The sequence below is a fragment of the Chitinophaga niabensis genome (genome assembly GCF_039545795.1).
Lineage (GTDB): Bacteria > Bacteroidota > Bacteroidia > Chitinophagales > Chitinophagaceae > Chitinophaga > Chitinophaga niabensis_B.
Window position 1 is genome coordinate 4,312,289 of sequence record NZ_CP154260.1, and the last position, 21,572, is coordinate 4,333,860.

The window sequence follows — 21,572 nt, forward strand, 5'->3', positions numbered from 1 at the left end:
GATCTTCATTTTTGTTTTAACTGTGGAACTATTTGAGTTTGACCGTTGTACCGCAGGGGCTGATCTACGGTGGCAGTACCAGTTCTGCTGATCCATACAATTTTAAATACGCGATCTGTGAGCATACCGTGGAAACTTCCTTTTCTTTCACCGATCGTGAGGGTTTTGGTTGCTTCATTATACTTCATGGGTATCTGGCTGAAAGCCCCTTTTTCATAATTATAATTCGTGTTTTCATCTTCGTATAAAGTGAACGTGGCATCTTTTCCGGTGTAAATGTGCAGTGTAATGGTATCTGCAGGTTTCTCTTCTGTGTATTGCAGATCAGGCCCGGTGGGGATAATAGATCCTTCCTTTACAAATACCGGTATCTTTTCATAAGGTGCAGCTACAGTGATATGCCGGCCTCCCTGAAAGTATTCACCAGTAAGCAGATCATACCAGCCCTGCCCTGCAGGCAGGTATAATTTCTTGTTTCTTTCTTTATAATGATATACCGGGTTGATCAGTAAAGAGGGGCCGAACATAAACTGGTCACCGATATTCTTCACCGCCTCGTCTTTCGGAAAATCCATCACCAGGCCGCGCATAATGGTATACTGCTGATGGTAGGTCATACCGGCCAGCGTATAGATATAAGGCATCAGGCGGTAACGCAGCCTGTTGTAATACAACATGCTTTTATAGGCAGGATGATCTTCCTCCGCAATGTTGAATATTTCCCGGTAAGGGAATTGCCCATGTGCGCGAAAGATGGGAACAAAGGCCCCGAACTGGAACCACCTTGTTTGCAGTTCCTTCCATTCCTCCAGATCAGGGCCCTGCGGTTTAACAAACCTATTTTCCACAGCAAAACCTCCGATATCCATTGTCCAGAAGGGAAGGCCGGACATAGAGAAGTTGATCCCAGCCGGGATCTGTGCTTTCATATCCTCCCAGCGGGAAGCAATATCCCCGCTCCAGATAGCAGCGCCATAATGTTGGGAACCGGCATAACCGGAACGGGTTAAAAGAAATACCCGTTTATCTTTATCCACTCCACGCTGCCCCTTATAAATACCTTTTGCATTCTCCAGGGGATAAGCGTTCAGATATTCTGCTGCAATACCTGCTGCGGTGGGTGACATCTGGGCTTTCCGTTTTTCAGGGGAAACGTTGGAAAGGATGTCCGGCTCACTGGCATCCATCCACCAGGCATCAATACCTTTATTATATAGTTTGTGTTGCAGTAATTTCCAGAAGCCCTGTTTTGCTTCTTCATTGAAGGCATCATAAAAAGTGGAGATGTACCCTTTGCCTATCCAGTCTTTCTGCCGGTCTGCTATATTCCTTTTATACAACCAGCCTTTCTTATCAAAATCATCATACGCAGGAATGCCTTCGTACATTTTAGGCCATACGGAGATCATGAACTTTGTGTGATACTGATCATGCAGCACGCGGATCATACTGTCGGGATCGGAAAAGCGGGTTTTATCGAACTCCTGGCTGCCCCATGCATCTTCTTTCCAGTAACTCCAGTCCAGCACAATATTATCCAGCGGGATCTTCCGTTTTCTGAACTCTGCCACGGTCTGCAGGATCTCTGTTTGCGTTTTATAACGTTCCCTGCTTTGCCAGAAACCCATGGCCCATTTAGGCACAATTGTGGCATTGCCGGTAACAGTACGGTACCCGCCAATCACATCGTCCATACTATTCCCATGAATGAAATAGTAATCCAGTTGTTTGCCGGCTTCTGAAGAGAAAGAGAAGGCATGCTGATCAGCTGCGGGAATGGGGTCTAGCCAGTTCACGCTGAAATAGGATTCAGCGCCATCTGGTTTCCATTCTATCTTAAGCGGATATTTTTTGTTCTTTTGGAGTGGCAAGTCTAATATCACCGAGCCGGGATTCCAGGATTGCCGCCAGTTATCTGTCAGCAATTTCCCATCGATCCAGATTTTTGCATAACCGCCGTAAGTGATCCGGAATTTATGCATACCCTCAAAGTCTGAAGCGATAGCACCTTCCCAGGTGACCATTCCATCCTGTAATTGAAATGCCGCAGGGAGGTTCTTTTTGGTATCTCCCAGGTAAGGATAATCTATTTTGGATTCCGCATTCGTAAAAGCGACCTCACCTGGTTTGTTATAGTAAGAAGCCGTTAGCCATCCTGAATCGCCTTCCTTTGAATACAGTTTGAGCCTGGAGAGCGGCATGAATTCCCGGGTATCTCCCACTTTTGTGAGGGAATAATTATCCCAGAGGATACCATAGTTTTTACGGCTCACTAAAAAAGGGATGGCTACCTCCGTATTGTTCTGAAAGAGGAAAACCTGCTGGCCTTTGTAATTATACTGACCAGCCTGGTGCTGGCCAAGGCCATAATAAGCATCGTCTGCCGTGGTCTCAAAAACCTGGGTGATGCCATATGATTGCTGCCCTTCAAACACGGCAGGGGAAAAGGAACGCCCGGAAAACTGCCGTTCAGCCAGCAGGAGTTTGCCACTTTTGTCTGCAAAGGATACTGCGCCGGTGGATAATAATACAGTAGCTGTAAGGGCGGGGGTTTTCAGGATCACTTTGTCACCTTTCTCCGTAATGGTCCAGTTCTTCAAAGCCGGGCCATATACTGTGATCAGGCTTTTAACAGGTGGCAGGTTCTCAGCGGGGGAAGCGATCACCCGGATGATCCTGTCAGAGACCACCTGTAATTTAACGGCCTTCGTGTTGCCGGAAAAGTTAAGCTCCGGATAAACGATCACTCCATCACTGGTTTCCTGAACCGGTTTGCGGGGGACCTTTGCTTCAACGTGGTTAAAAATTACAAAAACAGCATAGAGCAGGATATAATATCTTCCTTTCATAACGTTCGTTTCTCGATTTATCTCTGAACCGAAAGTTAACGGAAGGCGTAAAAAGACAGGGGAGTCAAATGTTCCTGATTAGGTATTAAAATGTATACCTGTTTTTACAAGTTATTGATTATCATTATTTTTATTATAAGCAGAGGGGAGTACATTGAAGGTATCCCTGAAGTATTTGGAGAAATATTTAGGGTTATTGAAACCAACTTCATAAGCTACTTCTGCCACCGTCATTTCTCCTTTTTCCAGCAATTGTGCAGCACGCTGCAATCGAATGGAGCGGATGAATTCTATGGGGGTCTGTCCTGTTAGGCTGAACATTTTTTTGTACAGGGCGCCACGGCTCATGAACATTTCCCGGCTCATTTCTTCCACGGAAAAATCCGGGTTGGAGATATTCTTTTCTACAATGGCCAGGGCCTGCTGAATAAAAACATCTCCGGCAGAAGGTCCGGAAATTTCTGAGGGCTGGGCCTGTACCTGCTTCTGATAGGTTTTTTTGAACTGTTCCTGCTGGGACAGGAGGTTTTTGATCTTGGAATGCAGGATCTCGAAGTTGAAGGGTTTGGTCATATAATCGCTGGCGCCGGTATGGAGACCTTCCAGCTGATATTCTTCACCAGTGAGGGCCGTGAGCAGGATGAGGGGGATGCAGGCTGTCCGTTTATCGTCCCGTATCTTCCGGCAGAGTTCAATACCATTCATTTCCGGCATGCTGATATCACAAACGATGAGGTCCGGATGGTCCGCCAGTGCTTTTTGCCAACCTGCCTTCCCATTCCTGGCTTCCAGGATGTTGTAGTATTCTTTCAGGTTATCTTTAATGTAGAACCTGAAATCATCGTTATCTTCTACCACCAGCAGGGTTTTCTTTCTTTTATTCCGGGCAGGCTGTACTTCCTTTTCTTCTCTTACCGTTAAACCCTCTTCTTCCACAGGGGTAAGAGGGAGCAATACGGTAAAAACACTTCCTTCGTTCACTTTACTTTCCACGGTCAACTCTCCACCATGAAGGCGCACAAATTCTTTGGTAATGGATAAACCGATGCCGCTTCCCTGATTTACCATGGAACCTGGTACTTCGTTCTGAAAGAACCTTTCAAAGATCTTTTCCTGTTTATCCCGGGGAATACCAATGCCGGTATCTTTCACCTTTATCCTTAATACCTTCTCTTCAGCAGATACCATTACCGTTACAGCGCCTCCAAGGGGCGTAAACTTAAATGCATTGCTCAGGAGATTGAACATGATCCGTTCCAGCTTCTCCTGGTCGAAGCTGGTGAACAGTAGTTCCAGGCTGGTTTCAAAAGAGAAACTGATCCGTTTGTTCTCCGCAATGTCTGTGAAAGACCAGGACAGTTCTTTCAGGAAGCGGATAATATCCGCGGTTGTTCTGTTCAGGCGCAGTTCCTGCTCTTCCAGCTTCCGGAAGTCCAGCAACTGGTTCACCATATTCAGTAAGCGCCTGGCATTCCGGTGGATCAGCTGGAACTGTTTCTTTTCCTCCGGCTGGCCGGTTTGCCCGATCAGTTTTTCTACGGGGGTAATGATCAGGGATAAAGGGGTTCTGAACTCATGGCTTACATTGGTAAAGAACTTTATCTTCATCATATCCAGTTCATGCAGCCGATGGGCTTCCTGCCGTTCCTGTTCCATCTGGAACTTCATCTTTGCCCGGCGCAGGATCATTTTCCTGCCGAAGATCAGCGCGGCAATAATGATCAATATATAAGCCCCCCATGCAAAGGGGGTTAACCAGAAAGGCGGCAGGATGTGGATGGTTAAAGCCAGGGGCTTATCACCCCATTTACCGTCTTCATTACTGGCTTTTACGAACAGGGTATACTCACCGGGATTGAGGTTGGTAAAAGTGGCTTTGCGGTCTTTTGCATCTGTAGTTAGCCATTCGTCACTAAAGCCTTTCAGCTGATACGCATATTTTATTTTACTGGCATTGAGATATTCCAGCGCGGCGAATTCTATGGAGAATACATGCTGGTTGTATTTCAGGCTAAGCTCCTTTGCTTCTGTAACAGATTGCCTGAGTACCGTTCTGCCATTATACTTCTCTCCTATTTTAACGGGTGTATTAAAGATCTGCAAACCTGTTAACACCAGTTGCGGCACCGCTTTGTTCTCTTTAAGCCCTGAAGGCTGAAAACCGTTAAAGCCATTGGCGCCACCAAAGAATAATTCTCCACCCTTTGTTTTCAGGGCGGCATTTTCATTGAACTGGCTGCCTTGTAATCCGTCTGCCTCATCATAGTTTTTGCATTGGATACCCGAAGCTGTAACGATAATATTGGATAACCCATTCGGCGTGCTCAGCCAGAGGTGATGATCGTTATCTTCCAGCAGGGTAAGGATGGTATTATCCGGCAGGCCATCTTCCACACGGTAGGTTTTGAATGTACGTTTAGCCGGATCAAATACATTGAGGCCATCCCTGGTAGCGATCCAGATCAATCCCCTGCTGTCCTGCAAAATATCGATCACAATATTATGGCTCAGGCTTTGGGGGTTGTTGTCTATATGTTCATAATGGCGGAAAAGGCCTGTACGTTTATCGAGGATGTCAATCCCTACAGCTGTGCCTACCCAGATATTACCGCTTTTATCTTCCATAATGGAAGAGATGTAATTCGACTGGCTGGCCGGGGGTTTGTAGCGGATGAACTTATTTTCTTTCCTGTCAAACAGTGTCAGTCCTTCAGATAATGTACCGATCCATAAACGTTGCTGACTATCTTCAAAGATCTCCCATACCCTGTCGTCCGCCAGGCTGTAGGGATTTTTTTCATCGTGTTTATAATTGATGAATTTCTTTCCATCGAAGCAGTCCAGCCCGCCATAGTATGTACCGATCCAAAGCTTATCTTCTTTATCGATGCATAAACTAACGATCACATTATTAGAAAGAGTGTTGGGCCCGCCGTGGAGATATTGCCTGGAAGTACCTTTTGCCCGGTCGTAGTAAATAAGCCCACCGCCGTTGGTACCGATCCAGAGATTGCCTTTTTTATCTTCCACAAAACGGTTCACATCATTGTATACAAAATTACCGGGATGCTGATATAGCGGGAACTTCAGATTGCTTTCATGGAAATAGTTGACCCCTTTTTTAAACGTGCCCAGCCATATAATACCGCTATTATCTTTATAGATGGTGTTCACGCTGTTCTGGCGCAGGCTTTTTGGATCATTTTCGTTATTCAAGATATACCTGGCCGTGAAATTCTTTTTATCGATCAGGTTAATACCGCCGTGATCCGTGGCCACCCAGATATTCCCTTTATCGTCCTGCGTAATGCCATTAATGATATCATTATTCAGGCGCAGCTTCGCTCCATCCTTTCTTATTGGCAGCAAGCTGCCTGTTCTTGTATTATAATAATAAACACCTTTGATCTTACCATTTGAATAGATCCAGAGGTCATTGTCTGCATCCGCGAAAAGTTTGTAATCCGTATTGGGTTCGTACTGCTGTAATACCTTTGTTTGGCTGATCAGCCTGTAAGCCGTATCCCGCTTCTCCAGGATACCTTCCGCATAAGCGATCCAGATGAAACCTGCATGGTCCGGTGTTAAGGCAGTGATATTACCAGGGTTCCTGTAAAAAGTGCTGTTATGCTGGTTATCATATTTGTAAAGCCCGGTGCCCGGCAATACAAACCAGAAATGCCCTCTTCCATCCGGCACGATGGCTGTGAAGTTTTCTTCTTTAATGTTCAGGTAGTCCTGCAGGCGTGCGGTGAATTTTTCCGTGCGGGGGTTGAAAACATTCCAGCCGTTAGGGGTTTGTACCCACAGTGCATGATGCGGGCCGGGTACGATCTGGCTGATGAAGTCGTCATTGATGGTAGTAGAGTCTCCTGCTTTGTGTTTGAATACCTTAAAGCTGTAACCATCGTACCTGTTGAGACCAGACATGGTACCGAACCATACAAAGCCCTTTTCGTCTTTCGCGATGGTGTTCACCTGGTTATTAGACAGGCCGTTCCTGCTATCAATGGCATCAAACGACTGAGCCGGAAGGATAAGCGGGCTGCAGAGGATACTTACCAGCAGAATGACCTTTTTCAACATGGAATATTATTAGTGACTATGCCAATTTAAGGTATTAATCAGACTTATGGTAACCCTGGGTGGAACAAAGTGGCCGTTCATGCCGGTGAATAACCGTTTCCAACCTACCAACAACAACATAGGGTATCAGGCAATTTTGTATTTTTAATACATGAAGCTAATATCCATAATTGTTCCGGCCGGCGGGGCATTATCCAACATAGAATTTCCCCGCCAGGTATTTACGGAGATCAATGATCACCTGGCCAGCCAGGGAAAGGCTCCCATATTTAAGATCCAGTTTGTAGGTACGGCAAAGTCCATTCAGTTAAATGATGGGCTCTTCACCATCCAAACACACTTTACCATCAAAGAAGCAAAGAAAAGCGATCTGATCATTATCCCGGCGGTGCATGGCGATATGTCTGAATCAGTGAAAAATAATCTTGAACTGATCGAATGGATGAAGGATCAATATAACAAAGGAGCTGAGCTGGCCAGCCTCTGTGTAGGCGCCTTTTTATTAGCGGCTACAGGACTATTGAACGGAAAGAAATGCGTAACACACTGGAAGGCTGCCAACAAATTCAGGAGCATGTACCCGGATGTAAACCTGGTAGTAGATAAGATCATTACAGATGAAGCGGGCATCTATTCCAGCAGCGGCGGTATTTCATTCCTGAACCTGATCGTATACCTGGTTGAAAAATATGCAGGAAAAGATACCGCCATCTATTGTGCAAAATTCTTCCAGGTGGATGCAGACCGGCATACCCAATCCGTATTCAGTATTTTCCAGGGCCAGAAAGATCATAACGATGAACCCGTGAAACAGGCACAGAACTATATAGAGAATAATTTCCAGCAGAAAATAACAGTGGACCAGTTAGCGGGTATGCTGGCTGTTGGAAAGAGAAGCCTTGAAAGGAGATTTAAAAAAGCAACCGCTAATACGCTTAATGAATACACGCAAAGGGTGAAAATTGAAGCTGCTAAGAAACACCTGGAAATGAGCAGCAAAAAGATCAATGATATTATGTATGAAGTGGGTTACTCAGATACCAAAACTTTCAGAACTTCTTTCAAAATGGTAACCGGACTGCTGCCCAAAGAATACCGGAGTAAATATAACAGGGTGCATCAGATGTGATCACCACTTTCTTCAAAAGTACAGCGGCCCGGGTTATCTTATTCCAGGATCAGCCTGATCTCATTATTCTTTTTCATGTCCGTACTAAGGCGCAGGGTCTTGCTTTTAGTTCCATACCGGATGCGCAGCTCTGCTGTATTTGGAGGGATAGACCCGAGATTATCTGCTGTAAATAAAAGCGTATTTTCTCCCGGTTGTAGTTTAATGGGGATCTTTTGCAGGGTATTCTTTACAGGAAAACCAGTCATGATCCATTGCCCGTTCAGGCGCAGGGAAATACTATCGCCATCTTCTTTTGCACTATCCCACAGCTCCAGTATAATATTCGCGGTATCTACTTTTATATTGGCGAGGGGAATGGATTCTCTTTGGGCGCTTTGTTTATAATAGATATCCGCTACCACAAAAGTAGCAAAGGCATTGGAACGGTGGCTGAAGTCAAAACTGTATTCCTTCTCCCCGATCTTCGTGTACAGGTTTCCGGTATTGGGTGGAAGGCGGCCATAATTATCGGCAAAGAATACAAAGAGGTTCCGGCCGGTATCCAGTTGTATCTGCTGACGCCGGTTCTGGTCATTTATTTCCTGCCGGCTAAAGATCGTTCTGTTGTTATGCAACAGGGTAACGGTATCCTTATCATATTTCTCCTGGTCCTCCACCTGCATGGTGATAACACTATCTGAAGAGAAGATACGGTCATAGATGCCGTAGTAGATCTCGGAAGTTTGTATACCCAGTATCCTCCGTACGGAAGAATCAGCCAGGGGTTGGTTATTGATCTTTTTGAGAGTAATGGAATCATGATACAGGAAATTCCGCAACATCACTTTGGTGTTCACGAAGATCTCATCATCATCATATAATCCGCGCATCCAGATGCCAAAACCATCTATCCACATCCTGTTCAGCGTGAGCTTTGTATTATGGAAATCCAGGGTGCCATTCAGGTACCACATCCAGATCCCCAGCTTGAAAGGGGATTGCTGCAAAGGATATTTAGCACGGCCGATGCCCAGCTGATGATCATTTTTCTTTGCCAGCAGTACTTCGTAAATACCAGTGAATGATCCGTATTGCAATTTGATCTTTGCAGGATAGAGCACACCCTGTTCCGGAACGCCTATCTGGAAATCAAGGATGATGGCGGGGATATGGGGCCAGGGCTTACTGCTCATCTGCCAGGTACCAGTCCATTTATCAGCCTGTGCCTTTACAGTGCCGGTTAACAACATAAGCCATATGAGCAGTTTCCAGTTCAATGCTGAAAATTAATGATTTATATTTACTTCCCGAAACATATCAATAACATGCGACTTATCCATATCTTTTTCCCGGCAGTGATGATCATTACCCTATCTGCCGGCCTCACTCCTTCCAAAGGCCACAATTCCCTGTTTACTGTTGGCATCGGCGCAGGGCTGATCGGTGGTCTTTATGATGGCATCTATCCTTATAAGTCACTGAAGGCACATGGTGATTTTGGGCTGGGGGCACCGGATAAACTGGATGGAGAGATTGTTGTATTCAAAGGAAAGATCTATCAGACGCAACATAGCGGTAAAACTTTTATCGTGGATGATAAGGCGCTCACACCTTTCGCCATGGTGAACTTCTTTCATCCGGACAAAAAGATCACTCCCCCTCAGCCTATGGATAAAGCCATACTCTTTCAGTACCTGGATAGTGTGTTGAGCAATGTCAATGGTATGTATGCGATCCATATAAGTGGGAAATTCAGTTACCTCAAAACGAGGGCTTTCCCTCCCGTTAAAGCACATCAGCATACACCATTAGCAGATATGCTGCCCCTGCAGCAATTCTTTGAATTTAAGGATTGCCAGGGAGACCTTATTGGATACCGCCTGCCTCCTTTTATGGACAATACCAATATTTCAGGTTATCACTTTCATTACCTCTCTCAGCAGAAGAATGCTGGTGGGCATATCATAGATCTGAAAGCATCGGATATTGTCATTGAAATAGATGTACTGGATAGTTATACGGTACAGGTTCCGTCAACGAAAGACTTTGAACATTTTGACTTTAAAAAGAACAGAGAGGAAGATATTAAAAGTGTGGAGCGGGGCGGAAAGAATTAATTAAAAAAAGAAGGTCTGTACGACCTTCTTTTGAATTATCAGCTTTTCACAAAGACTGTATCAGTGGAATGTATTGTACCGTTTGTTATTCTGGCTTCACGTTCAAGGATAACAGCGCCGCCGATGCTCACTTTTCCATTCTGCACTTCTACCGCCAGCACAGTGCCGCCCAATGTATTTAATTTATCTCCGTTTTTCAGGTCTTTGAAAAGGATCTTTCCATTCACGATATGATTATTCATCAGATCAGTAAGTTGCTGCTTTTTTTCTTTTGCAAGAAGGCCTTCCATCAGTCCACTTTCCAATTTCTCAAAAGCAACGTCATTCGGTGCAAAAAAAGTGAAAGGGCCTCTGCTGCTCAGTAACTGGTCCAGGTCTGAAGCATGTACACCTTTCTTTAAAGTTTTCAGGTATTTGTCTGTGTTAACAACCTGCGTAATATTTGACATTTTGTTGATTTACCTGCCGGCAGTATAGCCGGCAACATCAAAAGGTAAGCTTAATTAAACGTAACTACCGGAAATGTTATATAGGTCAGTAATACTACATGTGATAGATCCTATTTAATTCTGCATAGGCGATAGCATCTTTCGCAAAAGAAAAAGTGCCCTTTTCTCTAATCTCCTGTGCAGCCTGGTAGAAACTACCATATGCTGCACGTGAAAGAGAAGAGCCCAGGCTTACTCTTTTTACACCCATTTGCTGCAGTTCTTCCAATGAGAAAACAACACTGCCTAATCCCATTACTACACTCACCGGTTTAGGTGCAACAGCTTTTACAACGCTTTCAATTTCTTCCCGTGTTTTCAACCCGGGAGCAAAGAGTACATCCGCGCCTGCTTCAGCATAAGCTACTAAACGTTTTATGGTATCCTTCAGATCTATGCGTCCATATATAAGATTTTCTGCCCTTGCAGTGAATGTAAAAGGGAATGACAGACTGCGTGCGGCTTTTATAGCTGCGCGTACACGCTCTACCGAAAGCTCAAAAGGATAGATGGGATCATCCGGACGGCCGGTGGCATCTTCAATAGAACCTCCGACAAGGCCTGCTTTTGCGGCCTGCAGAATTGTAGCGGCACATGCTTCCGGTTCATCTCCATAACCGTTTTCCAGATCTGCAGAAACAGGCAGTGTAGTGGCTGCTACAATATCCTGTACATTCTTCAGTGTTTCTTCCCGGGTTACAGCTCCTTCTCCATCGGGTTTTCCGAGCATAAAGGCCAGGCCGGCACTTGTAGTGGCCAGGGCTTCAAATCCAAGATGGGCCAGTAGTTTTGCAGAGCCGGCGTCCCATGGATTGGGTATAGCAAAAATACCTTCCCGTTCGTGGAGGGCTTTGAGGGCAGTGGCTTTGCTGTGTTGCGCTGTTAACATCTTAATTTGCTTATTTACCTCAATCGCTCAAATACCATTCCATCCTTTCACACCAAACTGTTTGATGATTTTTATTTATTCAGAAAAAATTTGACTTTTCTCTTGACTCTCCCCTTACGTCATACCCTATATTTGCTCCCAACAAGGTATAAATCCAAACGATGGACAAGTATTCTGTAAAAAAGCTCTCTAAACTGGCGGGTGTGAGTGTGCGCACCTTACATCTGTATGATAAGATGGGCTTATTAAAACCTTCCGTCCGTACCGAGGCCAGGTACCGGCTGTATGGCGAAAAAGAACTGTTGCGGTTGCAGCAGATACTCTTTTACCGGGAACTGGATTTTCCGCTGAAAGATATCTGCGCCATTCTGGACGATCCTGCATTTGATCTGGTGCAGGCTTTGGAAGGGCACAGGAAAGCGCTGCTGGCAAAGAAGGAAAGGATAAACACATTGGTTGGTACCATAGACAAAACATTGGTAACAATTAAAAACAACACTATGTTACAGGTAGAAGATCTATATGAAGGCATTCCCCGGGATAAAATGGAGGCCTACCGTACGGAAGCCATGGCTAAATGGGGCAAGGATACCATTTTAAATGCTGAAGATACCTTGCGTGGATTTAGCAAAGATGAAATGGATGCCCTGAAAACTGAGCTGAATGAGATCTCCGGCAAGTTAACGGCCCTCATGTCCGGCGATCCCAAAAGCCCGGAGGTACAACAGCATATTGCCCGGCGATATCAGATTATCCTCCGGCTGAGCGGTGGAAAAATAGAAATGGGCAAACTGGAGTATTTCAGGAAGCTGGGGGAGTTATACGTAGCAGATAATCGCTATGCGACAGTGAATGGCATGCCCAGTAAGGAGCTGGCACTCTTTCTGAAAGAGGCCACGGACTATTATGTTAAAACACAGGAATAAACTAAAAGGGGCCCCGCGGGGCCCCTTTTTAAATCCGCTATGGTAGCACCATCCTTGCTTCATCCTTGCTTCATGTTGCAGTCCGGAGCGGGTTTAAGCTACTTTGAAGCTAGGATGAAGCAAGGATAACGTGTGAAACCTACCCCCAGTGCGACATCAGGTCTCCAAAATGCTGGTTACTGCAGGCCGCGCTGCAAATACTCCAGATAAGCCGGGTAATCATTCTTCATTAGCACTTCGTCTGCTTTTCGTTTTGTGATCACGGCCTGCATATCATTGCCCATTGTATCAACTCTCCTTTTAAGTTCTTCAAGATTAATATCCCTGCAATAAATAACAGAGCCAGGTTGTTGCTTCCATGATTGGGCAATAGTACCAATATCAAAGTGATCAAAGCCCAGATCTTCCACCATCTTAAATACCACTTCCTTTGCTTTTGCATCATCCCCGGATACGGCTAAAGCGATTCTCTTGTGTGTGCTCTTGTCTTTCAGGCTGGTGGCAAGAATGGAGTTAAATACTTTAACAACAGGAACGCCTAATTGCTCCTGCACCCACAGGCTATCAATACCACTTTGGTCAAGAGCTGGTATATTTCCATCGCGGAGATTGGGGTAATAATTTCCTGTATCAATAACCACCGCATCCTTTGGAAAGCGTTTAGAAAGAGTGGGTATATTCTTTTGTGGAATGGAAACAATGATGACCTCTTTATTTTCCACAACTTCTTCTATGGCAGGCCCCCTGGAGTTAGCCACCGAAACAGTATGCCCCAGCTTAATAAGCATTGCTGCCAGGCAACCTCCCATTTCGCCTGAACCGATAATGGCTATGTTCATGCTTAATTGGATAGTTTTTTATTTAATAAGGTTTCCAGCTTTTTCAGTTTAAATTTCCAGAACTCATCGAAGTAAGAGATCCAGGCCTGCAGTTCTTCAAAGCCATCTTTCTTCAACGTGCAATAGCGCTCCCGGCCAATGTCCTGGATGGAGATAAATCCTGCGTTATATAGTATTTTAATATGCTTTGAAACAGCAGGGCGGCTCATGTCGAAATGATCTGCCAGGGTGTTGATGGTGAGGCTATCTGACGAGAGCAACATCAGCATCTTTCTTCTGCTGGGGTCTCCTATGACCTGGAATACATCAAGCGTTGGGGTTGACATGTTGCGCTGCATTTAAAAGGTCTGCGATCCTGGGGAATTTCTCCAGCCATCCATTTGTTAAACCGTTGTAGAAATTGAGGTTTTCTTCTTTCGCGAAGCCACTGTGCTCCAGGAAAAGTTCCGTGCCTTTATCAGTTGCCTCCAACTTCCATACAACAACGGAATCAAGTGTGATCTCGCCATTACCCGGGCCGCTTTGCCAGGAATAAGAAAGTTTTTTAAAGGGAACGATCTCTAATACCCTGCAGTAGAAGATACCATCGAAATCAAGACCGGGGATGGGATTTGTTCTGAATTGAAAGTCGGCTCCCACAATTGGCTGAAAATTGTTCTTCATCAGCCATAACTCCATCAATTCTGATCTTGTCAGGTATTCCCAAACTATTGCAGGTGGATGGGGGAAGGAAAACTGGTGTTTAATACTTCTGGCCATAATAAGTAACTTTTAAGTTACACAAATATATAGGTAACTTTCAAGTTACGCAAATAATTTTCTCAGGATTCCTATTTTTGCCTGTATGAAAGAGCAACTGATTAAAAAATTAAAGGATAATTCCCTGCCGTTCAAGGAGGTGATTGAATTCATTGAAACGCAATATCAACATCAACCGACAGCTTTTAAAAATGGGGAAACATATAATGAAGCAACTCAAAACCAGGGGAGTGCCAAGGTTTTTGCATTCGCTCAATTAAATGGCTTAAGTGCAGCCGATACATTATACCTGTTTGCAGAACACTATCAATCCGTGTTAGGTAATCCGGAAGGGACAGATCACCAGAATATCAGGCAGTTTATGAAGCATGGCTGGTCTGGGATTGTTTTTGAGAGAGAGGCTTTGCGGGCGAGGTAACTTGAATTATAAGCAGCTATGGATCGATGATCCATAGCTTGCTCTAAAAACTGAATATCTTTTCCAACTCTATCAGGTGCAATCCGGGTGTGAGTACTTTCGGCGCTTTGGCTAATTTCTCAGCGAGTGTAAATGTGGGTAATGGGCGGAACTTCCTGATCAATCCAAAACAATTCAGCAGCTCTAATATACCAGCGGTTATTCGTTCACCCAGGCGGTCCGTATCCTTTCGCTGCAATAATCCCGGCCTGAAAATAATGAATTGTTCAAATGCCAGGCTGGTGATCCTGTCTTCCAGGTTACCCTTTACTTTGGAATAAAATACATTGCTTTTGGCGGAAGCACCATAGGCGGATAGCAGCACTACTTTGGAAACGCCGTTCCGTTTGGCGATCTCAGCAAATTTTGCAGGGATATCATAATCTATATGCCACTGTTTTTCTCTGGAGCCAGCTGTTTTCATCGTAGTTCCCAGGCAGGAAAACCACACATCCCCTTTGATGAGGTTCGATTCATTTTCCAATTTATCAAAGTCAATCGTGATCTCTACCAGTTTTGGATGAACGATTCCGGCGGAACGGCGCACAAATATTACAACCGCTGTATAGTCAGGGTCCTGCAACAATACCTGAACAAGATCTTTGCCCGTGGCGCCTGTTGCTCCTATGATCAATGCTTTCATATCTCTGATCACTTTTTAATCAGCCAACTTTCCACTGCTCTTGAAAAATCAGCCACATCAATAGGATGCCTGCTGGTAACCAGGTTCCCCTCTGTTACCACTGGTTGATCCGATACAATTCCTCCCGCATTCTTCAGATCAACCTGTATGTTCCAATAACCTGTCAACTTTCTGCCTTTCAAAATATCAGCGGAAGCTAATACAACAGGTGCGTGACAGATAGCCGCGATCAGTTTTCCGGACTTGTTGAAGTCCTGTATGAATTTTATCACGTCCTTATCGTATCGCAGGTTATCCGGATTCCATGCACCACCAGGAATGAACACAGCATCGTAATCCCCTACTTTGACCTGATCTGCAGTACGGTCAAATTTCACCCAGCCCACAGGCTGCAGGTATTGTATGGCCATGATATGTGTTTTTGCCATTTCAGGATACATAAGGCCATATCTCTCGGGGGCTGGACTGTATTTTGGCGCCACGATGTCTACTTTAGCACCCAGTTGTTTGAAATACCATACGGGGCCTAATAATTCAATTTCCTCAAAACCATCGGCGGCAAGCACGGCTATTCTTTTATCCTTTAATACTGTTGCATCCTTTACCGGGGTAAAAAAGAATGCCCGTAATGCCTCGTTTCCGGGAGCATTCAGCAATTGCGATACAGGCATGTTAACAACAACTGAAGGAGAGGCCAGCTGATTCAATACAGACAGTTCATGGTCACTGATCTGTGCGGCTCTTACTCTATCCTGAGCCGTTGCATTAAATGCAGTAATTATTCCTATTGTGCCTGTCATGATGATTAGTTTAATAGATCTCATTTTATTATGGTTTTTTAGGTGAAAACGGTATAAGCCTGTGAAGGCCGGTTTGAAAAGGTTGTTTTTTGATACTGGTATTCAGATAATCAATCACAGGTTGTATGGGAGGAAAATTCAGGTGATACTGAAAGGCATCTTCGCTCCTGAATTTTTCATAAGTAACAAACCGGGTACTGTCCTCTTCAAGTTGTGAAAGTTGGTAATTAATAACACCCGGTTCACTTCGGAACTGTGGCATGGCAGTGTGATACACTGCTTTAAAATTGCCTTCGGTGCCCTCCCTGCTATCCACAAATAACATGATGGTGACCGGCTTATCATCTTTTTTGGGCGCCTTTCGCCATTCATTTTTTGAAATCGGCTCCAGGTCTTTTATGTAGATCTTTTCTGCAGGTTGTATCAGCCGTATCTGGTTTAATTTCCACCCATTTTCCAGTGCGCCTTTGCTGCTCCATCTTTCTATAAGCCATAGTATGGAGGGGTTCTCCTGCTCATAATATGCTTCTGCCATAATGTTACTTTCAAGACCAATAGCATACCTCACATACTTACCAAGCACTTTGCAGACCTTTTTCTCATAACCCTTTTTTACTTCGTACCGGGTTAATACGGCTACTTCCTGTGCCGCTACATATGTGCTGCTTAACAAAAGGCACATTATTACAAATACAAAAGCCTTCATTACTTTTTATTTTTAATGCAAAGTTGAAAGGAAAAAGAAAGGCCTGCCTGACGCAAATGCGTCAAAAAATTTCAGGAGGCTATTTGCTGTCCTATTTCCCGCAACAGGTCCGAAACTGCCTGCGGCTGAGACAGGAATGGAGAGTGGCTTGTATTGACCGAGTAAACTGATGTGATGCCAGCTGTTGCTATCATACGATCCTGCAGGTGCTGTGAGATCACTATATCCTGGAGTGTTTTGATATACACTTTTTCCACCGTACCAAAGTTTTCATGGGTCAACGTCACCTTGTTGGAAAAAGGAATAGCCGGCTCTGCACGATAGTTGGCAAGTACCATGTCTTTAGCAAGCTCTGAACCGTCGTTGATAAAGAGATAAGTGAGACTGTCCGGTTTCACATCAAGCGTCAGTTGATCGTGTGAAGGAACTAATGCAGGGCCTAATTGGGAGTGCGGATCTGAGTAAGCAAGATCGGTAAGTGCTTCTCCGGATGCAGGAAGAAAAGCCCCGATGTAAACCAGCTTACTGATCTTATGAGGAATTTCTTCGGCCACCTGGGTTATCACCATCCCGCCCAAGCTATGTCCTACCAGGATGATCTTCCCTCCTTGTTCCGAAATTGCTGCTACAACCTTATCAGTGTAGACATCCAACCCCAGGTTTTGCGCAGGCGTTTTGTCTGCGCCATGGCCCGGTAATTCTACCACAATCACTTTGTTGCCTTCTTTCTGCAGATTGGTGCAAACCGTATCCCAAACATAGGGAGCCTGCCATGCGCCGTGTACCAGCACATACGTTTGTGAAGTTGTTTTTTCCATCTTTTAAAGTTTTGGTTATTGAACATCTGGTGCAGGCATATCAAATCCATTTAAGATCATGGCGATGAGGCTGTAGCCACTTACCAGGAAGAAGAGTTCTGCCACTCCTGCCAGCCCCAGCAACTTTACTGCCTGTTTATAAGTTGAAGCGGGAACAACATGACCTTTCACCAATACATCAGCAATATTATGAGCAATGGTTTCCTGCTCATTTAAACCATAAGGATGACCACCTGCTGCCAGCGATGCTATAATATCATCCGGAAGGCCCAAAGCTGCTGCTGTGATCTCATGCGCATACAGTTCAAAGCGGGCGCCAAAAGCAGCACCTACAGTAAGTATAACCACTTCACGCACCCGCTTGTTAAGTGTTGCGTGCATATCAATAGCCCGCAAAAAGCTCAGCGCTGGTATGCCGAACTGCGGATAATGCAGCATCGGCGGGAAAGGACCTAACAATGCCCCCTGCGCATCAAGCATGGTTACCTGGCTTTGGCTCCTGCCAACAAGACTGGCTATCTCATCATGTACATGGCGGATCTCAGGGCTAAGGGTATCCGGTGGTAATGGTTTTATACGCATGGCTAGATGATTTCATTGGTAAACTGACCATCGATCAGCATAAAGATCATGCGGCAGATCTTGCCGGAGCGGTTCGCCCAGGCATGATTTGTACCGTTCTGAATAACAATATCACCCGCCTGAATAGTTGTCTCTGCCCGGTCAAGGACCAATGTTATCTCACCTTCAAGTACTATCCCATAATCCACCGTTTTTGTCCGGTGCATTAAAGGATGAGGAGCGGCTTCATCTGATGTGGAGGCCTTTGCATCTCCCATAGACCTGAATTTAGCTACTGCGTCTGCTGAAGTAAGTTTCCTTATTTCTTCTCCTTCCGGCGGAAATTCGATCACCCGGATGCGGGTACCACTTTTAGGAGGCGGTAAAACCAAACCTGGTTCATCCGGCTCGTTCGGCTGAGCCCGAATTAATGCAGGTGTTTCTAACGTATGCCATACTTCAAAGAAAGTAGGACCACCAACGCCGCCAACAAGTTGTGTATGCACAGGAGGGGCATCTGAAATAATGATGGCCTTTCCATCTGCATCATGCCCTGTTACAATGCGTCTGAATGTTTTCTGTTGCTGATCCATTTTAATTGTTCTTGGGTTTTTTGAAAACAAATACGCCGAGGTAGTGGAAGAATACGCCTATTGCCCATGCTGGTGTAGACCATAATGGCCAGGGGTAGGTCCGGTCCGTCAGATACCATACAAGCCAGATAGCCGGGGCGACAAGCAGGAATACAATTAAGTGGATCCTGAAGCCCTTTTTAGGATCGATAGGCGTGGTGGTGCCCCATTGAGTTGATTGTGTCATACAATTGGTTTTGGTGTTGTATGACTACTTATGTGCCATAAAAGTCCAGATCATTAATGCACTGAAAAACAATTTTTTAGATCCCCATATCAAAGGTTGGTTACTCCGAAACATTGGAGTTTAATAGCAAAACTCCGGAAACATCGGAGTTTACCTACTGCGAATAAAATTCTCTATATTGTATAAAATGCTCTTCGAAGGTTTTGTGATGTTATAGCCTTAAAAAACAAAACTATGCTCAGGCTGACGCTTATGTACATACTTTTCGGTGTACTGATGTCTTTTAACGGACAATCCCAAAGCTCCGCTAAAAAAGGACCTTCAGGCTATTCCTATTATCACCCGTCTAAAGACAAAGAATCATGGCAACGGCTGAATTTGTTGCTCAGCTCTACTTATCTCCTTGTTGCAAAGGAAGGCCAGGGCAGCCCGGACAGTTGTTTGCATGCAGCCAGCCGCTCCCTGGGTTTGAGCACGCTCCCTGTACTGGCAGAAGGGATCGGTGATCAGGAATTATTTGAACAATCGCAATGGGTTGACCGGCATGAACCAGGTGTTGGTATTCGTTTGCTTTCAAAGGCAACAGGTAGGAAACACCTGCAGTTGCTAATACTGCTGGGCTCCTACTATGCATTTCAACCTGGTCATAATAAAGATAGCGTTGGATATTTTCTGCACAAGGCGATAGCAGAAAGCAGATCTTTGAAGGAGGAAAGACTTGGCAGGATAGCACTTTGCCTGCTCGGAAAAATATATGTGGAGAAAAACGACAGCAAGGGTGATTCTATTTATAATGTCCTGATCAATCAATGCCGAAAAGCCGGTGATAAAGAAACAGAAGCAAGGGCATATGCTTACCGGGGTATATATACCTCTCCCACACGGGCTACCCTGCTAACAAAAGCTGCTGACCAGCAGAAAGCAGCGGATCTGTATCATCAACTTGGCAATACAGAAGCCGAGATAAATATATTAACCGATCTGGGTTATATGCTCGTTGTAACCGGGCAATTGAAAACTGCAAATGAAGTGTTCTTAAAAGCGCTTACACTTGCTGAAGCGATAAACTATCCTTATATCCACTATAATACGGAGGCGCTTGCCATGGTTAATGTGTATCAAAGCAAATTTGGGGAACCATTACGATATGCACTTCAAACAATCAGAGTTGCAGAAAGCTGCCGTGATAGTATCGGCTGGGGCTATTTTTATAGCCGCATGTCGCATCTTTACGAAATGGAGGGGAGATGGAAAGAGAGCGCTGATATGGCACAACTGGCAGTTAAAAGATTTATCGCAGACCGTAACCCCACAGTATACAATGCGTTACATCCGATAGTAATCTATCTCAGTGAACAAGGGCGTGCAAAAGAAGCCTACAACCTCGCGCTGGATGCGGTAAAAAAAGTAGGCATACCTCAGAATATTTCCGAAAAAATATTTTATTGCCATACACTTTCCAGCTGCCATCTATTCATGGGCAACCTCGATCTGGCAGAGATGTACGCCCGGGAAATGGACTCACTGGAAACTATAGCTGAAGGCATCAGGGGGCCGCTTCGGAGAACTTTGATCAACGATCAGTTCGCGTACATTCATTTTAAGCGGGGGCAGTACCGGAAATCAAGAGAATTACTGAAAAAACGTTTTGCAACTATCTTCATTGCAGGCAGGGACCTATCATCTGATCTGGTTGCATACCGTTGGCTGATCAGTATTGATTCTGCACTGGGCGACAAAGCTGCTGCAGTATCCCACTACGAAAAATACACACAACTGCTCGACTCCAATTTCAGGATAACCAAAATAAGACAGGCAGAGGAGCTACAGGTGATGTACGAAACACAGGAAAAGGAAAACCAGATCACACTATTAAATGAACAGGCAACCCTCCAAAAAGCCAATTTCAAACAGGCCAAACTGGTAAAAGACCTAACGCTTGCAGGCATTGCTGCTGTAATAATCATCGCGGGCTTATTGTACTGGCAGAACCGCTTGAAGCAAAAAAACGCCATAGTGATCACGCACAAAAATGAACAATTGCAGCAGTTGCTGACCGATAGAGAATGGCTATTGAAAGAAATACACCATCGTGTAAAAAATAACCTCCAGATAGTAATGAGTCTGCTCAATTCGCAGGCAGTGTATATAAATAATGATGCCGCTTTTACTGCCATCCAGGATAGTAAACGCAGGGTGTATGCGATGTCCCTCATCCATCAAAAGCTTTACCAGTCTGAAAATATTGCCACCATTGCCATGTCTGAATATATCAACGAATTGGTGAACCATGTTCAGGACAGTCTTGATACCAGGAACCGGATAGTTTTTACACAAAACATCGAATCCCTGGACCTTGATGTATCGCAGGCAATCCCCCTGGGACTGATCATCAATGAGAGCGTTGTTAATGCCATTAAGTATGCATTCCCGCATGACAGGAAAGGCATGGTGAGTATCAGCCTGCGGCATGAAGGGACTGATCAGTTATTGCTGAATATATCGGACAATGGCATTGGTTTACCAGCGGACCTTGATATTATGGAGCATAACTCACTGGGACTTGACCTGGTAAGAGGGCTTGCAAAACAATTAAAAGGCCGCTTCAATATTACAAGCGATAATGGCCTGCATGTAACGATCCGATTTGCAGTTATCAACAAACAAATTTCGGAGGAAGCTTCAGACAATCTTTAAGCAATAG

The 21,572-nt window shown here is 44.9% G+C and carries 20 protein-coding genes; 5 read left to right on the forward strand and 15 right to left on the reverse strand.

What is annotated here, in order from left to right:
- Positions 1-5: 5 nt before the first annotated feature.
- Both AAHN97_RS16985 and AAHN97_RS16990 read right to left on the reverse strand, forming a co-directional pair.
- Complete coding sequence (locus AAHN97_RS16985; RefSeq protein ID WP_343303252.1) at positions 6-2,849, reverse strand: TIM-barrel domain-containing protein; 2,844 nt, start codon at positions 2,847-2,849, stop codon at positions 6-8.
- A 111-nt stretch (positions 2,850-2,960) separates the two neighbouring features.
- Complete coding sequence (locus tag AAHN97_RS16990) at positions 2,961-6,935, reverse strand: hybrid sensor histidine kinase/response regulator transcription factor (RefSeq protein WP_343303253.1); 3,975 nt, start codon at positions 6,933-6,935, stop codon at positions 2,961-2,963.
- Positions 6,936-7,086: 151 nt separating this feature from the next.
- Between AAHN97_RS16990 and AAHN97_RS16995 the strand changes: the two genes are divergently transcribed.
- Positions 7,087-8,064 (forward strand): GlxA family transcriptional regulator, encoded by a 978-nt coding sequence (locus AAHN97_RS16995; protein WP_343303254.1) that lies wholly within the window; start codon positions 7,087-7,089, stop codon positions 8,062-8,064.
- A 38-nt stretch (positions 8,065-8,102) separates the two neighbouring features.
- Here the strand turns inward: AAHN97_RS16995 and AAHN97_RS17000 are convergent, their stop codons facing one another.
- Positions 8,103-9,323 carry a hypothetical protein gene (locus tag AAHN97_RS17000; protein ID WP_343303255.1) on the reverse strand — a complete coding sequence of 407 codons (1,221 nt, stop codon included), beginning with the start codon at positions 9,321-9,323 and terminating at the stop codon, positions 8,103-8,105.
- A 48-nt stretch (positions 9,324-9,371) separates the two neighbouring features.
- Between AAHN97_RS17000 and AAHN97_RS17005 the strand changes: the two genes are divergently transcribed.
- Complete coding sequence (locus AAHN97_RS17005; RefSeq protein WP_343303256.1) at positions 9,372-10,163, forward strand: acetolactate decarboxylase; 792 nt, start codon at positions 9,372-9,374, stop codon at positions 10,161-10,163.
- Positions 10,164-10,201: 38 nt separating this feature from the next.
- Here the strand turns inward: AAHN97_RS17005 and AAHN97_RS17010 are convergent, their stop codons facing one another.
- Both AAHN97_RS17010 and AAHN97_RS17015 read right to left on the reverse strand, forming a co-directional pair.
- Positions 10,202-10,612, reverse strand: a complete 411-nt coding sequence (locus AAHN97_RS17010; protein ID WP_343303257.1) for a fasciclin domain-containing protein — start codon at positions 10,610-10,612, stop codon at positions 10,202-10,204.
- A 94-nt stretch (positions 10,613-10,706) separates the two neighbouring features.
- Positions 10,707-11,540 carry an isocitrate lyase/PEP mutase family protein gene (locus tag AAHN97_RS17015; protein ID WP_343303258.1) on the reverse strand — a complete coding sequence of 278 codons (834 nt, stop codon included), beginning with the start codon at positions 11,538-11,540 and terminating at the stop codon, positions 10,707-10,709.
- A 161-nt stretch (positions 11,541-11,701) separates the two neighbouring features.
- Here AAHN97_RS17015 and AAHN97_RS17020 point away from each other — a divergent pair, with 161 nt between their 5' ends.
- The gene (locus tag AAHN97_RS17020) at positions 11,702-12,466 is read left to right on the forward strand and encodes a MerR family transcriptional regulator (protein WP_343303259.1); all 765 of its coding nucleotides are present in this window, start codon (positions 11,702-11,704) and stop codon (positions 12,464-12,466) included.
- A 176-nt stretch (positions 12,467-12,642) separates the two neighbouring features.
- Here AAHN97_RS17020 and AAHN97_RS17025 read toward each other — a convergent pair whose 3' ends face one another.
- From AAHN97_RS17025 to AAHN97_RS17035, 3 genes are read right to left on the reverse strand one after another with little or no spacing between them, the layout of a single operon-like run.
- Positions 12,643-13,305: an NADPH-dependent F420 reductase gene (locus AAHN97_RS17025; RefSeq protein WP_343303260.1), complete on the reverse strand. Its 663-nt coding sequence runs from the start codon at positions 13,303-13,305 to the stop codon at positions 12,643-12,645.
- 2 nt (positions 13,306-13,307) lie between these two features.
- On the reverse strand, positions 13,308-13,631 hold the full coding sequence (locus AAHN97_RS17030) for an ArsR/SmtB family transcription factor (protein WP_343303261.1): 324 nt from the start codon (positions 13,629-13,631) through the stop codon (positions 13,308-13,310).
- The gene (locus AAHN97_RS17035; RefSeq protein WP_343303262.1) at positions 13,612-14,064 is read right to left on the reverse strand and encodes an SRPBCC family protein; all 453 of its coding nucleotides are present in this window, start codon (positions 14,062-14,064) and stop codon (positions 13,612-13,614) included. The genes AAHN97_RS17030 and AAHN97_RS17035 overlap by 20 nt, the downstream gene beginning before the upstream one ends.
- 85 nt (positions 14,065-14,149) lie before the next feature.
- Here AAHN97_RS17035 and AAHN97_RS17040 point away from each other — a divergent pair, with 85 nt between their 5' ends.
- Positions 14,150-14,482, forward strand: a complete 333-nt coding sequence (locus AAHN97_RS17040; RefSeq protein ID WP_343303263.1) for a HopJ type III effector protein — start codon at positions 14,150-14,152, stop codon at positions 14,480-14,482.
- A gap of 43 nt (positions 14,483-14,525) precedes the next feature.
- Here the strand turns inward: AAHN97_RS17040 and AAHN97_RS17045 are convergent, their stop codons facing one another.
- From AAHN97_RS17045 to AAHN97_RS17075, 7 genes are all read right to left on the reverse strand, one after another.
- Entirely contained in the window at positions 14,526-15,164 is a 639-nt protein-coding gene (locus AAHN97_RS17045; RefSeq protein WP_343303264.1) for an NAD(P)H-binding protein, read from the reverse strand.
- Between the two features lie 8 nt (positions 15,165-15,172).
- Entirely contained in the window at positions 15,173-15,964 is a 792-nt protein-coding gene (locus AAHN97_RS17050; protein ID WP_343303265.1) for a type 1 glutamine amidotransferase domain-containing protein, read from the reverse strand.
- A 28-nt stretch (positions 15,965-15,992) separates the two neighbouring features.
- Positions 15,993-16,637: an antibiotic biosynthesis monooxygenase gene (locus AAHN97_RS17055; RefSeq protein ID WP_343303266.1), complete on the reverse strand. Its 645-nt coding sequence runs from the start codon at positions 16,635-16,637 to the stop codon at positions 15,993-15,995.
- Positions 16,638-16,741: 104 nt separating this feature from the next.
- Positions 16,742-17,488: an alpha/beta fold hydrolase gene (locus AAHN97_RS17060; protein ID WP_343303267.1), complete on the reverse strand. Its 747-nt coding sequence runs from the start codon at positions 17,486-17,488 to the stop codon at positions 16,742-16,744.
- A 15-nt stretch (positions 17,489-17,503) separates the two neighbouring features.
- Positions 17,504-18,070: a carboxymuconolactone decarboxylase family protein gene (locus AAHN97_RS17065; RefSeq protein ID WP_343303268.1), complete on the reverse strand. Its 567-nt coding sequence runs from the start codon at positions 18,068-18,070 to the stop codon at positions 17,504-17,506.
- A gap of 2 nt (positions 18,071-18,072) precedes the next feature.
- A complete protein-coding gene (locus AAHN97_RS17070; RefSeq protein WP_343303269.1) occupies positions 18,073-18,642 on the reverse strand; it encodes a cupin domain-containing protein in 570 nt (189 codons plus the stop codon).
- A gap of 1 nt (position 18,643) precedes the next feature.
- Positions 18,644-18,868: a 2TM domain-containing protein gene (locus tag AAHN97_RS17075; protein ID WP_343303270.1), complete on the reverse strand. Its 225-nt coding sequence runs from the start codon at positions 18,866-18,868 to the stop codon at positions 18,644-18,646.
- Positions 18,869-19,102: 234 nt separating this feature from the next.
- Here AAHN97_RS17075 and AAHN97_RS17080 point away from each other — a divergent pair, with 234 nt between their 5' ends.
- A complete protein-coding gene (locus tag AAHN97_RS17080) occupies positions 19,103-21,565 on the forward strand; it encodes a sensor histidine kinase (RefSeq protein WP_343303271.1) in 2,463 nt (820 codons plus the stop codon).
- The last annotated feature ends 7 nt before the right edge of the window (positions 21,566-21,572 follow it).